Origin of the sequence: Faecalicatena contorta, from assembly GCF_021531995.1 — a bacterium.
GTDB lineage: Bacteria > Bacillota > Clostridia > Lachnospirales > Lachnospiraceae > Dorea_A > Dorea_A contorta_A.
On the sequence record NZ_JAFBIZ010000001.1, the window covers coordinates 39,817 to 55,735 of the forward strand.

The 15,919-nt window shown below is 42.8% G+C and carries 19 protein-coding genes; 1 reads left to right on the top strand and 18 read right to left on the bottom strand.

Features of this window, described 5'->3' with window-relative positions; all coding sequences use genetic code 11:
- Positions 1 to 43 precede the first annotated feature (43 nt).
- The 9 genes from JQM82_RS00190 to JQM82_RS00230 all read right to left on the bottom strand — a co-directional run bounded on the left by JQM82_RS00190 (position 44) and on the right by JQM82_RS00230 (position 8,521).
- Positions 44 to 1,729 carry an alpha-glucosidase gene (locus tag JQM82_RS00190; protein ID WP_235247789.1) on the bottom strand — a complete coding sequence of 562 codons (1,686 nt, stop codon included), beginning with the start codon at positions 1,727 to 1,729 and terminating at the stop codon, positions 44 to 46.
- A 94-nt stretch (positions 1,730 to 1,823) separates the two neighbouring features.
- On the bottom strand, positions 1,824 to 2,705 hold the full coding sequence (locus JQM82_RS00195; protein ID WP_235247790.1) for an AraC family transcriptional regulator: 882 nt from the start codon (positions 2,703 to 2,705) through the stop codon (positions 1,824 to 1,826).
- A gap of 14 nt (positions 2,706 to 2,719) precedes the next feature.
- Complete coding sequence (locus JQM82_RS00200; protein WP_235247791.1) at positions 2,720 to 3,184, bottom strand: YbaK/EbsC family protein; 465 nt, start codon at positions 3,182 to 3,184, stop codon at positions 2,720 to 2,722.
- Between the two features lie 86 nt (positions 3,185 to 3,270).
- Positions 3,271 to 4,494 carry a D-alanyl-D-alanine carboxypeptidase family protein gene (locus tag JQM82_RS00205; protein WP_235247792.1) on the bottom strand — a complete coding sequence of 408 codons (1,224 nt, stop codon included), beginning with the start codon at positions 4,492 to 4,494 and terminating at the stop codon, positions 3,271 to 3,273.
- A 67-nt stretch (positions 4,495 to 4,561) separates the two neighbouring features.
- On the bottom strand, positions 4,562 to 5,140 hold the full coding sequence (scpB, locus tag JQM82_RS00210; RefSeq protein ID WP_235247850.1) for an SMC-Scp complex subunit ScpB: 579 nt from the start codon (positions 5,138 to 5,140) through the stop codon (positions 4,562 to 4,564).
- Position 5,141: 1 nt separating this feature from the next.
- Positions 5,142 to 5,906 carry a segregation and condensation protein A gene (locus JQM82_RS00215; RefSeq protein WP_235247794.1) on the bottom strand — a complete coding sequence of 255 codons (765 nt, stop codon included), beginning with the start codon at positions 5,904 to 5,906 and terminating at the stop codon, positions 5,142 to 5,144.
- Positions 5,907 to 6,012: 106 nt separating this feature from the next.
- Positions 6,013 to 6,882, bottom strand: coding sequence for a metallophosphoesterase (locus JQM82_RS00220; RefSeq protein WP_235247796.1), 870 nt, complete (start codon positions 6,880 to 6,882; stop codon positions 6,013 to 6,015).
- A 133-nt stretch (positions 6,883 to 7,015) separates the two neighbouring features.
- Positions 7,016 to 8,227 carry a D-alanyl-D-alanine carboxypeptidase family protein gene (locus JQM82_RS00225; protein WP_235247798.1) on the bottom strand — a complete coding sequence of 404 codons (1,212 nt, stop codon included), beginning with the start codon at positions 8,225 to 8,227 and terminating at the stop codon, positions 7,016 to 7,018.
- A gap of 135 nt (positions 8,228 to 8,362) precedes the next feature.
- Positions 8,363 to 8,521, bottom strand: a complete 159-nt coding sequence (locus tag JQM82_RS00230) for a helix-turn-helix domain-containing protein (RefSeq protein ID WP_235247799.1) — start codon at positions 8,519 to 8,521, stop codon at positions 8,363 to 8,365.
- A 169-nt stretch (positions 8,522 to 8,690) separates the two neighbouring features.
- On the opposite strand from JQM82_RS00230, the gene JQM82_RS00235 reads away from it, so the two are divergent.
- Positions 8,691 to 8,969 (top strand): type II toxin-antitoxin system HicB family antitoxin, encoded by a 279-nt coding sequence (locus tag JQM82_RS00235; RefSeq protein WP_235247800.1) that lies wholly within the window; start codon positions 8,691 to 8,693, stop codon positions 8,967 to 8,969.
- Between the two features lie 70 nt (positions 8,970 to 9,039).
- Here the strand turns inward: JQM82_RS00235 and JQM82_RS00240 are convergent, their stop codons facing one another.
- From JQM82_RS00240 to JQM82_RS00280, 9 genes are all read right to left on the bottom strand, one after another.
- Positions 9,040 to 9,246, bottom strand: coding sequence for an alpha/beta-type small acid-soluble spore protein (locus JQM82_RS00240; protein ID WP_158367849.1), 207 nt, complete (start codon positions 9,244 to 9,246; stop codon positions 9,040 to 9,042).
- A 61-nt stretch (positions 9,247 to 9,307) separates the two neighbouring features.
- Positions 9,308 to 11,338 carry an ATP-dependent DNA helicase RecG gene (gene recG / locus JQM82_RS00245; RefSeq protein WP_235247801.1) on the bottom strand — a complete coding sequence of 677 codons (2,031 nt, stop codon included), beginning with the start codon at positions 11,336 to 11,338 and terminating at the stop codon, positions 9,308 to 9,310.
- A gap of 111 nt (positions 11,339 to 11,449) precedes the next feature.
- On the bottom strand, positions 11,450 to 13,123 hold the full coding sequence (locus tag JQM82_RS00250; RefSeq protein WP_235247802.1) for a DAK2 domain-containing protein: 1,674 nt from the start codon (positions 13,121 to 13,123) through the stop codon (positions 11,450 to 11,452).
- Between the two features lie 27 nt (positions 13,124 to 13,150).
- The gene (locus tag JQM82_RS00255) at positions 13,151 to 13,510 is read right to left on the bottom strand and encodes an Asp23/Gls24 family envelope stress response protein (protein ID WP_235247803.1); all 360 of its coding nucleotides are present in this window, start codon (positions 13,508 to 13,510) and stop codon (positions 13,151 to 13,153) included.
- Positions 13,511 to 13,667: 157 nt separating this feature from the next.
- Entirely contained in the window at positions 13,668 to 13,856 is a 189-nt protein-coding gene (gene rpmB / locus JQM82_RS00260) for a 50S ribosomal protein L28 (protein WP_235247804.1), read from the bottom strand.
- Positions 13,857 to 13,979: 123 nt separating this feature from the next.
- Positions 13,980 to 14,117 carry a hypothetical protein gene (locus JQM82_RS00265; protein WP_235247806.1) on the bottom strand — a complete coding sequence of 46 codons (138 nt, stop codon included), beginning with the start codon at positions 14,115 to 14,117 and terminating at the stop codon, positions 13,980 to 13,982.
- Between the two features lie 48 nt (positions 14,118 to 14,165).
- Positions 14,166 to 14,558 carry a GerW family sporulation protein gene (locus JQM82_RS00270; RefSeq protein WP_235247807.1) on the bottom strand — a complete coding sequence of 131 codons (393 nt, stop codon included), beginning with the start codon at positions 14,556 to 14,558 and terminating at the stop codon, positions 14,166 to 14,168.
- A 21-nt stretch (positions 14,559 to 14,579) separates the two neighbouring features.
- Positions 14,580 to 15,587, bottom strand: coding sequence for a DUF2953 domain-containing protein (locus JQM82_RS00275; RefSeq protein ID WP_235247808.1), 1,008 nt, complete (start codon positions 15,585 to 15,587; stop codon positions 14,580 to 14,582).
- Between the two features lies 1 nt (position 15,588).
- On the bottom strand, positions 15,589 to 15,912 hold the full coding sequence (locus JQM82_RS00280; protein WP_235247809.1) for a hypothetical protein: 324 nt from the start codon (positions 15,910 to 15,912) through the stop codon (positions 15,589 to 15,591).
- Positions 15,913 to 15,919 lie beyond the last annotated feature (7 nt).

Consider the following 15,919-nt stretch of genomic DNA (forward strand, 5'->3'; position numbering starts at 1 on the left):
CGTATTTTCTGTGTATATTTTAAATGATATTTCTATTCTGTAATTACTTCACACTGAGCACAACCACATCACATGGATATAGCGTAACCTTCGTCTCTCCAATTTCCAGCTTCCGTTCTGTATTACCAAGAAGCATCTGCTCTGACACAGTCCCAAGTTCCCGCATAAGATCCACCGTCTGCTCGCGAATTCCGAAATTTGCAAGAACCACAACCTGCGCTGTCTCTGCTCGCCTGGCAAATGCAAATATCTGTTCATCCTTTTCCAGAAATGGAATAAATTCTCCCTGTGCAAATACCTCCCGCCACTTCGGATCTTTTTTCAGGCGAATCAGTTTTCGATAATAATTCAGCACAGAATTCGGATTCTTTTCCTGAGATGCCACATTGATCTCCCGATAATTTTCATTTACTTTAATCCAGGGGATTCCATCCGTGAACCCTGCAGATGCACTGTCATCCCACTGCATTGGAGTTCTCGCATTATCACGGCTGTGGCGGCAACACGCCTCCAATGCCTCCTCCTTGCTGCAGCCGGCATCCAGTGCTGCCTGATACTGATGGTAAGTATCAATATCATCATATTCGTTCACATCACTCATCCGGCAGTTAACCATTCCAATCTCCTGTCCCTGGTAGATAAATGGAATTCCTCGAAGGAGCAGACTTATGGTTCCAAGCATCTTTGCTCCGTCCGGTGTCTTTGCATGTTCTGGAAGATAACGGCTAGCCCCTCTTGGTTCATCATGATTTTCAATGATGTTGGCCAGGAACGCCTTTCCCTGACACCTCAGCTGAGAATCTATGATCGTCTTTTTCCACTCCGTGAATTCAGCCTCTTTCGCATCATACCACCCTTTTTCACCTTCTGTCAGAATATGCGGCGCAAAATCAAACATCGTAGAAAAATACCCATCATCTCCCACAAACTGCTCAAGCTCGGATTCTTTCATATTAAAGACTTCTCCTACCGTAAATGCATCGTACTTTGCAAATGTCTCTTGCTTTAACTCGCCCAGAAACTCCCCAATCCCCTCTGCCTCTTCTACCATATGCACACAGGATCTCAATCCGTCCGGTCCATCTGGTTCACAATCCGGAAATGTAAGATTTTTCTTAATATTAATGATCGCGTCAATACGAAATCCGGCAATCCCTTTATCCAGCCACCAGTTTACCATCTCAAAAAGTTCCTGCCGGACTCTGGGATTTTCCCAGTTCAGATCCGGCTGCTCTTTTGCAAACATATGCAGGTAATACTTGTCCGTTCCCGGCACCTGTTCCCATGCACTTCCTCCGAAATAAGACCGGTAATTGTTCGGCGGATTCCCGTTTTTCCCTTTCACAAAATAAAAGTAATCTGCATATTCCCCTTCCGGATCCTTAAGCGCCTTCTGAAACCATTCATGTCTGTCCGAACAGTGATTGATTACCAGATCCATCACGATCTGAATATGATGCTCTTTCGCCTTTTCCAACAGTTCATCGAATTCTTCCATGGTCCCGAATTCTTCTGCAATCTTATAATAATCAGATATATCATATCCCTGATCTACAAAAGGAGACTGATAGACAGGAGACAGCCACAGCAGGTCAATTCCCAGACTTTCCAGGTAATCCAGTTTTTCAATAATCCCCCGCAGGTCTCCGATTCCATCACCATTGCTGTCTTTAAAACTCTTGGGATAGATCTGATATGCAACTTTATCATGCCACCATTTTGTCTTCATAAATAATATCCTCCATCAAAGCTTCTTCATTCTTTATTCGAATTATACCTTCCTAAGGAAAAGAATTCTTCTCCTATCTTGAGAACATATTATACTATTTTGACTTTTTCTGACCGAATTGCCGATATGCTGACGGAGTCATATTCTTTGTCTTCTGAAATCTCCGGATAAAATATCCCACATTATCATAACCGCAGCGAAACGCGATATCCGTAATCTTATCCTCCGTCTGTGACAATGCTTCAGCCGCATGATTAATCCGAATATCATTCACATATTCTGTGACCGTTTTCCCTGTAATCTTTTTAAAATAACGGCAGAAATACTGTGGATTCATTCCTGCAACGCCCGCAATCTCATCCACGGACAATTTTCGTCCGTATGCTTCATGTATGAAACTCAGTACCCTTTTCATTACATTGATCCGGTCTGAATCTGAAACTTCTCTGACCGGAACATTTTCCAGCATTCCCTGTTCATACAGACATGCCAGCATCTGATAAAGTCCTGCCTTTATCCTCAGCTTTGATCCAAGATCCTTTCTCAGAATCTGACTGTACATATTCCGGTAGATATGGCTGATTTCATCCCACGCTTCCTGACGCGGATCAATCACTCTCGGAAAACGGATCCTCCCTTCCAGAAGAGGACGGATAATCTGATACTGAGTCAGATCATAATATTCAAAACTCAACATATGCCTGCGAAAGACCAGTGCACTTTCTTTTTGTTTTTCTTCCAGCAGAACAGAATGAATCTCCTGTGGTTCAATAAACACCAGAGCCGGTGCATCTACCGTCATTTCTTTCATATTAACAGACATATGAAACCTGCCCTTTTCCAGACAGATCATCTCAGCTTCATCATGCCAGTGAAGAGGCACCGGAAACCGGTATGTTCCCTCCCACTGATAGACCGCCATCGGAAATTCCGCCGTCCCGTGAACAGCATCTTCCTTTAACTTACTGATCTCCATGCCTAACCCTCTTATCATTCTCTGCACACATCGATCCAGGCTTTAGAACGGCTGTACTGTTCCAGCTCCGGTATCGTAAGCTCAATCATACTGTTGCCGCTTCCTGCCGCCGGAAATACCGTTTCAAATCGTTTCAGTGATTCATCCAGATATACATCTATGCCTTCATGAATTCCAAACGGGCACACGCCGCCTACAGCATGTCCGATCATCGGTTCGACATCTTCAAACTTCAGCATATGTGCTTTACATCCAAAATACTTTCGATACTTTTTATTATCAATCTTTCGATCCCCAGCCGTCACGATCAGAATTGCTGATTCTCCCATATAGAAAGACAATGTCTTTGCTATACGCTGCGGTTCGCATCCCAGCGCCTCTGCCGCTTCCTCAACCGTAGCACTGGAATGCTCTTCTTCTCTTACCCTTTCTTCCATTCCATATTGTCTGAAATATTCTCTTACTTTTTCGATAGACATTTACTTTCGTCTCCTTTTGTATATTGACACATTTTCTTTATTATAAAAGCATCACCCCTGAAAATCAACCGCCGTCCCTCTTTCCATCAGAGGCACAGCTTTTTCACAAGCCATAACAGGCACCACTTCAGATCCCGTTTTTCCACCGTTTCTGACGTTACAACCGAAAACACACCTATTTCCTGTTCTTCGAGGTAATAGCTTATGCTTCCCACTTTCTTCCCTGCTTTTACAGGCGCTTTCAGTTCCTGAGTGATCTGTTTTTCTGTCCGGATGCTTTCTCCCTCGCCGAGTAGTATTCTGAGACTTCCGCCCTTTTCTTCAAACTCCAGCGACACCCCGACACGATCTGCATATGGATTCTGATCCGATACGGCACCAGACACAGACAACTTTGGGAGCGACAGTTCCTTCCATACATTTTGATAATGATAGTGTTCAATTCCATATTCCATAAGCTTTCTGGTATCTGCCCATTTATACCCTTTATGATCCGGCCATCCGCACGCCAGAAGTGCAACAATAAATGTACGGTCATCTCTTCTTAAGGCACCCACATAACAATACCCCGCTTCTCCGGTAAATCCGGTTTTCCCGGTCAAAGCCCCCTCCATCATATCCAGAAATGCGTTGTGGTTATTACAGGAAAATGAACGGCTCTGGTCCACATTCTGAAACTGATAGGATCTGGTCGCGGTAATCTCCAGAAACTCCTCTTTTGATGGAGATTCCATGATACAGTATCTCATGATCCTCGCAAGATCAGTGGCAGTCGTCGAATGAATTCCTCCATCATCTTCTCCATCCAGACCATTTGGTGTTACAAAATAAGTATGGTCACACCCGATCTTTTTCGCCTTCTGATTCATCATGTCAGCAAAAGCCTCTGATGTTCCAGCCATTCCCTCTGCAATGATCACCGCAGTGTCATTATGAGACTCCAGCATCAAAGAATACAGCAGATCTCTGAGATAAAATTCTTCTCCAACCTGCACCCCAAGCTTCACTTTGGGCTGTCCGGCCGCATATTCTGATACCGTCACCGTCTGTCCATCTTCCATCTGCTCCAGCGCGAGAATGCACGTCATAATCTTTGTCGTACTCGCCATCGGTCTTATGACATCTTCTTCTTTTCCAAACAAAACACGCCCACTGTCAGCGTCCATCAATACCGCCGACCGGGCGTACAGGTTTTCCGGCATGTCCTCTGTCTTCTGTCCTCCGTTTTCTTCTGCGCAAAGAGGCAGCACAGACAACCAGAAAAGTACAATCATCAGGATCAGACTCTGCCATATACGTATCTTTTTCATTCCATACACCATACATCACCATGTTAATGTAATATATGTGTCTTCCAACACTTCTATGCCGGTATTCTCAGATATCCAGCCGAAGCTGCACTTCCTCCTCTGCTTCTTCTTTAAAACTTTCCACCTGTTCCGGATTCAGACTTGGAAGTTCTTCCAGTGACTGCACACTGAATCTTCGCAGGAACTCTTCTGTTGTCCCAAAAAGAATCGGCTTTCCCGGTGCATCCATTCTTCCACGCTCACACACAAGGTTGTATTCTACCAGTTTATTAACCGCATGATCAGACTTCACTCCACGGATCTTCTCAATCTCCAGCTTCGTTACAGGCTGCTTGTATGCAATGATCGCAAGCGTCTCAAGCAGAACATCTGTAAGCGCATATCGCTTCGGCTGCTTTGCCACCCGGATCAGATACTCATACATTTCTTTTTTGGTACACATCTGAAAGGAATTATCCAGTTCAATGATCCTCACACCTCTGTCCTGCGCGTCATATTTGTCCATCAGCTGATGTATGATCTTGCGTGTTGTAGCTTCATCATGTTCTATTGCAGATGCAATTTTACTTAACTCCACGGATTCTCCCATGGTAAATAAAATTGCTTCAATTACACCTTCCAACTTACTAATCTCCAATTCTTCCATTCTACCTTTCCCCATTATCGTCATCCACTCTGGATGTTATGGTAATCTCATCAAATGGCTGATTCTGCTCAATATAGATTACGCCTTCCTTCATCAGCTGTAGAATCGCCAGAAATGTAACCACCACCTGCGTTCTTGAACTCTGACTGGATAAAAGTTCCCGAAAATCAAACTTTTTGTGCTCTCTTGCATACGCAGTTACATAAGAAAGCTTATCCGGAAGTGTCACTTCTTCCTTTTCAATCTTTCCAAACTTACTGCGGACCGGATCCACCTTATCGACCTGACGCTTCATCACATCCTGAAATATCCGGTTCAGCTTCGCCAGTGTAAGATCCCCAAGAAGTGCATCCATATTCACCGGTTCTTCATATTCCCGCACCTCTTCCGGAATCGTCGGATCCTTATACATCACCTGTTCTGCATCCAGCTCCCTGTCTTTCAGTTCGTAAGACATGTACTTATACATCTTATACTCCAGAAGCTGTTCCACCAGTTCCTGTCTTGGATCTTCTTCCTCCCCTTCTTCATTTACTTCCTTCGGAAGAAGCATCCGGCACTTAATATCCAGAAGTGTAGCTGCCATGACAAGGAACTCACTCATGACATTCAGATCCTCTTCCTCCATGGCCTTAATATATTCCATATATTGATTTGTGATTTCCACAATCGGGATATCGTATATATCAATTTTATTTTTATCAATCAGATGCAGGAGCAGATCCAGAGGACCTTCAAACACCTGAAGTTTTACCGGAATTCCCATTGCTTTTCCTCATTTTTCATCTATCTTCTATTCATGGCCCTGTCAGACACGGACATGATACCCGGTCATAATAACTTTACTATTATACAGGATTTTTCTTCATTACTCAAGCATTATCGCCGGAAAACTCCAGCACGATCAATTCCGGCGGATTCAGGATCCGGATCGGCACAGAATGCGTCCCAAGTCCTCTGCTCACAACCGTAACCGTATCTTTCTCACGGTAGATACCTCCGGAATATTGCGGAAACAATCTGAAATTTGGTGCAATGACTCCGCCAATTCCCGGAATTCTGGCCACACCTCCATGATAGTGACCACAGAGAATCAGGTCCGCACCCCAGGCCTGATATTCTTTTACATAATCCGGATTATGCGCAAGAAGAATCTGATATCCTGCTCCCGGTCTCCCTATCAGCTCAGTGATGACAGATACCGGAAGTTTCTCTGACCCAAAATGTCTGTATCCCGAAAGAGGAATCTCAAGCCCTGTAATCACAAACCTGACACCCCCCAGCTCCCATACAGACGATTCATTTTCCAGAATATGAATCCCTGCTTTCACAAGCTGTTCCTTATATGTCTCGTATGACTGCTCATAGTGTTCCGGAAGTTCTTTTAACTTCTGCTCATGATTGCCATTGGCATAATAGACCGGGCAGATATCCGGAAGCTTTGCAAGAAAAGCCATCGTCCCCTCATACGAATTTCCATCCTTTCTGACCAGCATATCACCCCCGATCAGAATACCGTCCGGGTGAATCCTTCCAATCTCCTCCAGCAGTTTCTCATTATCTTTTCCATAGCTTCGATTATGCAGATCACTCAGGAATAATACACGTTTAACTTCTTTTAACTGAGCAAACTTTGATGATGTGATCTGATAAAATGTAGTTTTAAAATTCCGAAGTTCTCTGAGATTTTCCAGCAGAACAAGTACAATCATTATAATTAAAATGCCAAGTATAATCTTCAAATGCTTCTCTCCCTTTCGTCTTGCATCATTATATAATTATTCGTAAGAATTTGCAATCAGAGAAAGGAAAACAGGAATTGTTTCCCTGTCAGTCGTACAGGGAAACAATTCCTGTTTTATTATGCGCTTTCTGTTACAGAAGGAATTCTTCCAGTGTATCACTCACCGCGCTTTGATAATTCATTTTTTCCACAGTCTCTTTCGCAACAATATCCACACTTCCAATCTTCTGTTCTTCAAGATAGTATCCGACTTCACCCACCTTCTGTCCTTTTTTTACCGGCGCTCTCACCGGTTCCTTCACTTCTACTTTTCGCTCGATCTGACTCAGGTTCGCTCCCGTTGTATCTACATAGGAAAACATTTTCTCCTGCCTGACATTCACGATCTTTTCCACTCCCTTTGACACTTTGACCGGTTCTATGGACAATACTTCTTTTTCTTCATAACATTGACATTTTCCAAACCCATGATTCAAAAGTGTAATGGCATCTTTTACCCTCGTTTTGCTGTCCGGAGCCGCCATAATCACTGCAATCAGATCTGTTCCATCCTTTCTGGCCGTTGCAGAAACACAGAATTTCGCTTTGCTGGTAGAGCCAGTCTTCAGTCCGGTGGCATATTCATACTGGCGAATCAGCTTATTTGTGTTAGTAAGCCCAAATTCCGAAGTTCCTTTTTTTGTAGTATGCGTAATATTCTCCATCCATATCTTACAATAATCATAGATCTGAGGATATGTAGTGATAAGCTCCCTGGACATCCGTGCAATATCTCTCGCCGTGGTAAGATGTCCATCCGTATCCAGTCCGTTACAGTTCACAAAATGTGTATTCTCCATTCCAAGCTCTCCGGCACGCCGATTCATCTGCGCAACGAATTCTTCTTCATTTCCGCAGATGTATTCCGCCATCGCCACACAGGCGTCATTAGCACTTGCAACCGAGATACATTTGATCATGGTTTCAACCGTCTGCGTCTCTCCCGGCTCCAGAAACACCTGTGAACCTCCCATAGACGCAGCATATTCCGAGGTAGTCACCTCATCCTCGATCCCTATCTGACCTGACTCGAGTGCATCAAAGATTAAAAGGAGCGTCATCACCTTCGTCACACTTGCTGGCGGAAGCTGTTCATCCGGATTCTTTTCATAGATTATCTGGCCGGTCGAAGCCTCCATCAGGATTGCAGAAGGAGCAGTGATCTGCAGCCCTGATTCCTGCTGTTCTGTTTTCTGTTGTTCCTCCGCTGTCTGGCCGTCATTTTCGTCCTCTCTTGCTGACGTCGCATATACAGGCTGTATACACAGCATCAGGCTTATGAATACCGCCAGAATCCTTGCCATATTCCTCTCCTCGCTGTTTTACGTCTGTTATTATCATTTTAATAACATGATCAGAAGAATATTCCTGAAACGCTAAGACCGGAACCGTAAAAAGCTGCTGCAAAACGATTTTTCATTTTACAGCAGCCTTTTCATCTAGTCATTACTATCCATATTCGGTGTTGTTTTATTCTGTTCCAGTGTACTCAGATATCCGACCGAAAGTCCTGTATACTGAGACAATGTTTTTATAGTCATTAGTTTCTTCTTCCTGTGAGATCGTATTCTGTCTCCGAGATGACTGATATCCAGCATATTATCTGTTCTCCTTTTCTCGCGTTAAAGTTTTAACTATCTTTTATGCTATCTTATTTTATCCACCTTGGCAAGCATTATTTTCAGATCTCTCACATTTTTCTATTGTTTTCTGTCACGAAAGCACTTATAATATGGTACTGGACACCAATATATTCAGGAGGCATTTATGAAATTTATATATCCCGCAGTATTTCACAAAACAGAAAATGGCAGATATGAAGGTTACTTTCCTGACCTGGAATGTTGTTACGGAGAAGGCGAGACCCTGGACGATGCGATTGACAGTGCCAATGATGCCATGCGCGACTGGATTACACTGGAGCTCTCAGAAGAGGAACCTCTGATGCCATATGTTTCTGATATCAGTGATATGAACCTGAAAGAGGGAGAAATCGTCAGAAACATATCTGTAAATATCCGTTTCTACGAAGGGTGGGACGAATAGATTTGATACACACTGAAAATGGGACCGTTGCAGCGCCTCTGCAATAGTCCCATTTCATTATTCTTTCTGATTATTTACCAGCCATCTGTTTTTCCTGCTGTTCGATCATTTTCTTCACCATATAACCGCCAACAGAACCATTCTGTCTGGATGTCAGGTCTCCGTTATATCCATCAGATAACGGTACTCCCAGTTCACTTGCAACCTCATATTTAAATTTGTCTAATGCGCCCTTTGCTTCAGGTACGGCTGCTCTGTTTGATGAACGATTTGCCATTGTTATACTCCTCCTTCTTGTAACTTTTTCTTTGTTGTTACATCCATAGTATATGGAGGAATCAGATTATTACACTAGAAGTGTTTTCATAATCTGGCAGATTTTTCAGCCATTGCTGATCCGTTCTTTCAATCTCTTCTGCAGCTTCACTGGCCATCTGAAGAATTCCTGCATCCTGATACACATCGCCGATCCTGAAGTTCATAAGTCCGCTCTGACGGATTCCGAACAAATCGCCCGGTCCCCGAAGGCGCAGATCTTCACTTGCAATTTTAAATCCATCATTGGAATGATTCAGAATATCCAGTCTTTCTTTTGTCTCTTTTGATTTAGACGCACTCATGAAGATGCAATAAGACTGGTATTTTCCTCTTCCAACACGTCCCCGCAGTTGATGGAGCTGTGCCAGACCGAATCTTTCTGCATTTTCAATCATCATGACGGTCGCATTCGGAACATCAATTCCAACCTCAATTACCGTTGTAGATACCAGAATCTGTATTTCATTTTTCCCAAAACGATCCATAATATCATCTTTTTCCGGCTGCTTCATCTTCCCATGCAGATATGAAACTCTGACTGCATCTCCCATCTCCTGCTGCAGTCTCTGTGTATAATCGATTACATTTTCAGCTTCAAGATTTTCGCTTTCTTCCACCATCGGACAGATAATATAACATTGTCTGCCCTCTGCAATCTGCTTTTTCATAAATGCATATGCTGTCTTCCGGTATCCCGTATCAACCACACAATTCTTGATTGGAAGGCGGTTTGCCGGCAGTTCGTCCATCACCGAGATATCAAGATCACCATACAGGATGATTGCCAGTGTACGCGGTATCGGAGTCGCACTCATAACCAGGACATGTGGCTCCCCGCCTTTTCTGGCAAACGTTTCTCTCTGCTTGACTCCAAACCTGTGTTGCTCATCGGTGACTACAAGTGCAAGGTTATCGTAACTGACTGCCCCCTGAATCAGCGCATGCGTTCCGATTATAATTCTGGCAAGTCCACATTCAATCCTGTCATATGCTTTTCTCTTTTCTCTGGCTGTCATAGAACCTGTTAATAATACAATTTTAACAGGGATGTGATAGGTTTCAAACATTCTGGTAATCGATTCATAATGTTGCCTTGCAAGCACTTCTGTCGGTGCCATCATCGCTCCCTGATATCCGTTCAACGCAACCGCAAGGAGCGCCAGTACTGCCACGATCGTCTTACCCGATCCCACATCTCCCTGTATAAGCCTGGACATGACCGTATCCGATGCCATGTCAGAGGATATTTCTTTCCAGACCTTCTTCTGAGCCCCCGTCAACTCATACGGAAGATTCTGAATCAGCAGATCAACTTCAGGCTTCGGCTCGATCACATATTCATTGGCAAGCTTTTCATTTTTTTCTTTCAGTTTTCGAAGAGACAGGATAAATCCCAGAAATTCCTCGAACACCAATCGCTCTCTGGCATGGTAAAATACTTCCTTGTCTTCCGGAAAATGAATCCCGCGTATCGCATAATTATATTCCGCAAGACCATACTTTATCCGCAACTCTTTCGGAAAGATATCTCTGGTCAAATCCAGACCGTCCAGAGCCTGTTTCATAGCCTTCATCACCATATGATTCGTCAGCCCCGCCGTAAGACTGTAGATTGGCTGCATGGCATCAAGCTTTTCTGCATATTTATCAGCCGGATAAAATATCTCAGGATGTTCCATCACCAGAGTTCCTTTTTTATTCACAATTCTCCCCCGCAGAGTAATCGATCCTCCGTTCGAGAGTGTGTTTCTGAGAAATGGCATGCGAAACCAGACGACTTTCAATGTACCGGTAAGGTCTTTTACATGGATCGTCGTGATCTGCATATTACGGTTTCCAGACACCTGTACCCTTCCATATATGGCACCGGCTACTGTCTGTGTCTTCTCTTCTTCCAGTTCGTTAATTGGAACAGCCTTCTCGTATATGTCATAACCTCTTGGATAATAATGAATCAGATCCCCAACCGTCTCTATGTGAATCTTCTGGAAAAGCTTTTTTGTCTTTTCTCCGATTCCTTTTAATTCCCCAATATCCGTTTTTTCAATCATATTATCTCCGATATATCCAAAAAATACAGAAAACCAGACTCCGATTCTCCCGGGATATCCCGGAACTCTTTCAGAGCTGGTCATCTTCTGTTATATTACATCATTTTAAAATTATTCTACAGCAAGAACATAATAATAGATCGGCTGTCCACCGGAATGCACATCAATATCAACATCCGGATATAATGCTTCAATCTCGCCGGAAAACCTCTCAGCATCCTCTTCTGTTACATCCTCTCCGTAATACAGGCTAATCAGTTCTGAATCCTCATCAACCAGCTGAGCAAGCATATCCTTTGTTGTTGCCTCAATATCTTTGCCTACAGACAGGATTCCGTGATCTCCAATACCCATGATATCACCTTCATGGATCTCTTTATCATCGATATGCGTGTCTCTGACTGCGTACGTCACCTGTCCGGTCTTTACATTCTGAATCTCTTCCAGCATCGTCTCTTCATTTGCTGAAGCATCTTCGTCCGGCATATAATTGATAATTGCAGTAATTCCCTGCGGTACAGTTTTTGTAGGAATCACTACGATCTCTTTGTCTTCTACCAGCGCTTTTGCCTGGTTAGCAGCAAGAACGATATTCTTGTTATTCGGAAGGATAAAGATCGTGTCAGCATTCACCTGATCAATCGCATTGAGCATGTCCTCAGTACTTGGATTCATCGTCTGTCCGCCTTCAATGATATAGTCTGCACCCAGTTCTCTGAAAATATCATTCAATCCTTCCCCTATGGATACAGCAATGAATCCCATTGGTTTTCTTGGCTCTGCTTCTTTCTTTTTTGCATCCTCCTGAGCCTGCTGAGCTGACAGCTTTTCCGCATCACGAATCAGCTTCTCCTGATGCTCTTCACGCATATTATCAATCTTCATACGTGACAGCTGTCCATAAGTCAGCGCTCTCTGGATTGCAAGTCCCGGATCATTCGTATGAACGTGAATCTTTACAACATCATCATCTGCCACACATACAATAGAATCACCGATAGAACTTAAATATCCTTTAAAATCACGTTCGTCCTCTTCGGTAAATTCTTTTTCTGTCAAAATGATAAATTCTGTACAGTAACCAAACTTAATATCTGCAGTATCCTCTGCATTTACTTTTGTGACGGTCACACCCGCACTCGGTTTTATTGCACTGTAATCAACTTCTTTTCCCTGGAATGCATCATATGCCCCCTTAAGGACTTCAAGAAGCCCCCGTCCACCGGAATCTACCACTCCTGCCTCCTTCAAAACCGGCAGCATCTCCGGAGTCTTTGCGAGTACTTCCTCTGCATATTCCAACACTTTTGGCAAAAAGACTTCCAGATCATCCGTCTCATTTGCCATCTCAGCAGCCTTTTCTGCAATTCCGCTTGCAACGGTAAGAATCGTTCCCTCTTTGGGCTTCATAACTGCTTTGTATGCAGTATCTCTTGCTCTGGAACATGCCGCAGCAAGCCCCAGTACATCGATTTCTTTTTCTTCACGGATGGATTTTGTAAATCCTCTCAAAAGTTGTGACAATATAACACCGGAATTACCTCTTGCTCCGCGCAAAGATCCTGATGAAATCGCTTTGGCAAGATCTTTCATATCCGGACATTCAAGAGCTGTTACCTCTTTTGCAGCAGCCATAATCGTAAGAGACATATTGGTTCCGGTATCCCCGTCCGGTACCGGAAATACGTTTAATTCGTTAATATATTCTTTCTTAGCTTCAATATTCTGGGCACCTGCTAAAAACATCTTTGCAAGCATGTCCACATTTATTGTTTTCGTAGCCACTTCCTTTGTTCCTCCTTAACCTAAATACTAATCGATGACTCTGACGCCTTCAATATAGACATTAATCTTATCAACCGGCATTCCGGAGAATTCTTCAACTCTGTATTTTACATCACTGATCAGATTTTCAGTAACAGCAGAAATACTTACGCCATACGCCACAATAATATGGAAGTTAATACTGATATGATTTTCCTCATCAATGTTTACCTGAATTCCTCTTGTAAGGCTTTCCTTCTTAAGCAGATGAACAAGCCCGTCTTTCATATTCACAGCAGCCATACCAACAATACCAAAGCATTCAACAGCTACCGTTCCTGCGTATTTTGCAATCACTTCCGGATCAATCGTTACGATTCCCAGATCTGTACTCATACATCCTTTCATATCTACAACCTCCGATTCTAATCTATCTCATACAGACATAATATTAAGAATATTATACTCTGCTTTTCTTTATATTACAACACGAAAACCATGGATCCGTTCAACAAGGGCAATAAAAAACCCAGATTCCAAAGCGAAATCTGAGTTTTAATTTCTCCTATGCACGCTCAACTTTTCCTGATTTTAAACAAGAAGTACAAACATACATCTTCTTTGTAGCTCCGTTTTCTGTTTTAACACGAACAGACTTTACATTAGACTTCCACATCTTTGGTGTTTTTCTATTAGAGTGGCTTACATTATTTCCAAAGTGAGCACCCTTTTCACAAATAGCACATTTTGCCATGACTGCACCTCCTAACGCTCATAATAAGTTCTTAATACAAACTCGCAACAATAGTTATTTTAACAGAACAATTCACGAATTGCAAGTATTATTTCATATTTTTATAGAAACCTGACAACTTTTTTAACCACAGAACAGACAATACCCTGCGGCTACGCAAAACACAATACATAAAACTTCTAAAAATGTATTGGGCAGAACAAATGTCAGTACGATACCGACTGCCACCCAGAACAGGGCAAACCCGACAACTCGTTTCACGCATGCCACCCCTGCCTTTTTCTCTATCTTATGCACTGCAGTACACTATTATTCCCCGGAAGCCTCATCCAGGATACTGTTCACATCCTCTTCTGTCATCTTATCTTCCTTTTTGGAAGTAAAGCGATCCATAACATCCGGTATCATATCAAGGATCTTGGTCATGGTATCCTGATTCTTGATATTGACAAGCCTGGTATGACCGTTCTGAATCACAAGAACTGCGCTAGGTGTCATCTTTCCTCCTATTCCACCGGCTCCTTTCTCCTTTTTGTCGTCACTGAATGCTCCGGCTCCGACTGCAAACGACACATCTACCAGCGGAAGGATGATCGTATCCTCAATATGAATTGCATCTCCGACTACCGTTTTCGTAGATACGACCCCATCCATTCCATGAAACAGGGCTTCTACTGTTCCCTTAAAATTATTATCTGCCATATTCTTTCCTCCTGTTTTATCTTATAATTCAAAACTCCTGATATCATGATAGGTTTTCCGGACTTCCTTACACCATAACAGATTCCAGAGCAGGCATACTGCCGAAATCAGTCTGATACCACTGCTCACCTCCGCAGAGCCTTCCAGAATCTTCTGTTCAAAATCCGGCTGCACATGCAGATGATCACCGATAAAAGGATAGATGACACTCAAAGCAGCCAACACCTGCCCGGTCATGCATGGATCCTCAAATCCATAATGAATATCCGCATGTACCCGTTTCGGTTTCCATCTTCTCAAAAGTTTAAAAACTTCCTTTTTCACTTTGCAAAATGCCTTCTGATGTACTTCATCCGTCAGGGCCTCTGTAATCTTGTTCTTTTTCTCTGATAATAGCTTCATTTTATCACAGATCTTTTGAATTGTACATTTGATCTTCTGGAATATTCCTCGGATCTTATCTCCCAACTTCTGAATCAACGTTTTCTTTTTCGGATCAGAAGTGCGGCCTTTTCTTTCAGTTCTTTCAGATAATCCGGATTTTTCTTCAGCTTTTTGCGGAATGCTTTTGTCACACCCATCACTTTTTTCCAGCCGTTTTTCTTCCGCAGGCTCTTCTTTTTTTTCTTCCAGACTCTTTTGATCTGTTTCCAATATTTCTTCAGATTCTTCTTCCATTTCTTTTTCAATTTTTTCTGCAAGTTCTTTTGCCAGTTCTTCTTCATCCTCTTCCACCTCTTCTTCAACGGTCACGGAATCCTCCTGTTCATTTTTCAACACCTTCCAGGCGATCCTGATCCGCCAGCTCAGCTTTTTCTCACTATAAGAAACATCCGCTCTTATCAGATGCAAAAGCCATGTCACCTTTCCGACAGCCCTGATTGTATCCGGATTGCCTTCACATGAGGCATCAGCACGATATCGGACCGGTACAAAAAGAACAATACAAACCAGTAATACCAGTATTCCCAGCACTACCGCAATGATAATCCCTATGATTTTTAAGATTAATAATAGAATATGTAGCATCTTATTCTTCCTGTTCTTTTTTTAATATATAAGCCCGGATATCCGTTCCTCTGGTCTCATTATACACTTCCTGCGTAATAAGTTCCACTAATTCTACAGCGTCATCATATCCTTTTGCTATTCCGACCACCAGAAAATCATCTTTAGGAAAACCGGGCTGTAATAATACGATGGAATTATAAATCTCCAGATGATTCGCCTCATTTTGCGCCAGTGTAATAATATGGATATTGGGCTGAAATTTATCTTCCTCCAGCTTGCGAATGATCTTCTCTTCCTTTTTTTTCAGTCCTTCCATCAGATACAGATGTCTGTAATATCTCATCTTTTCT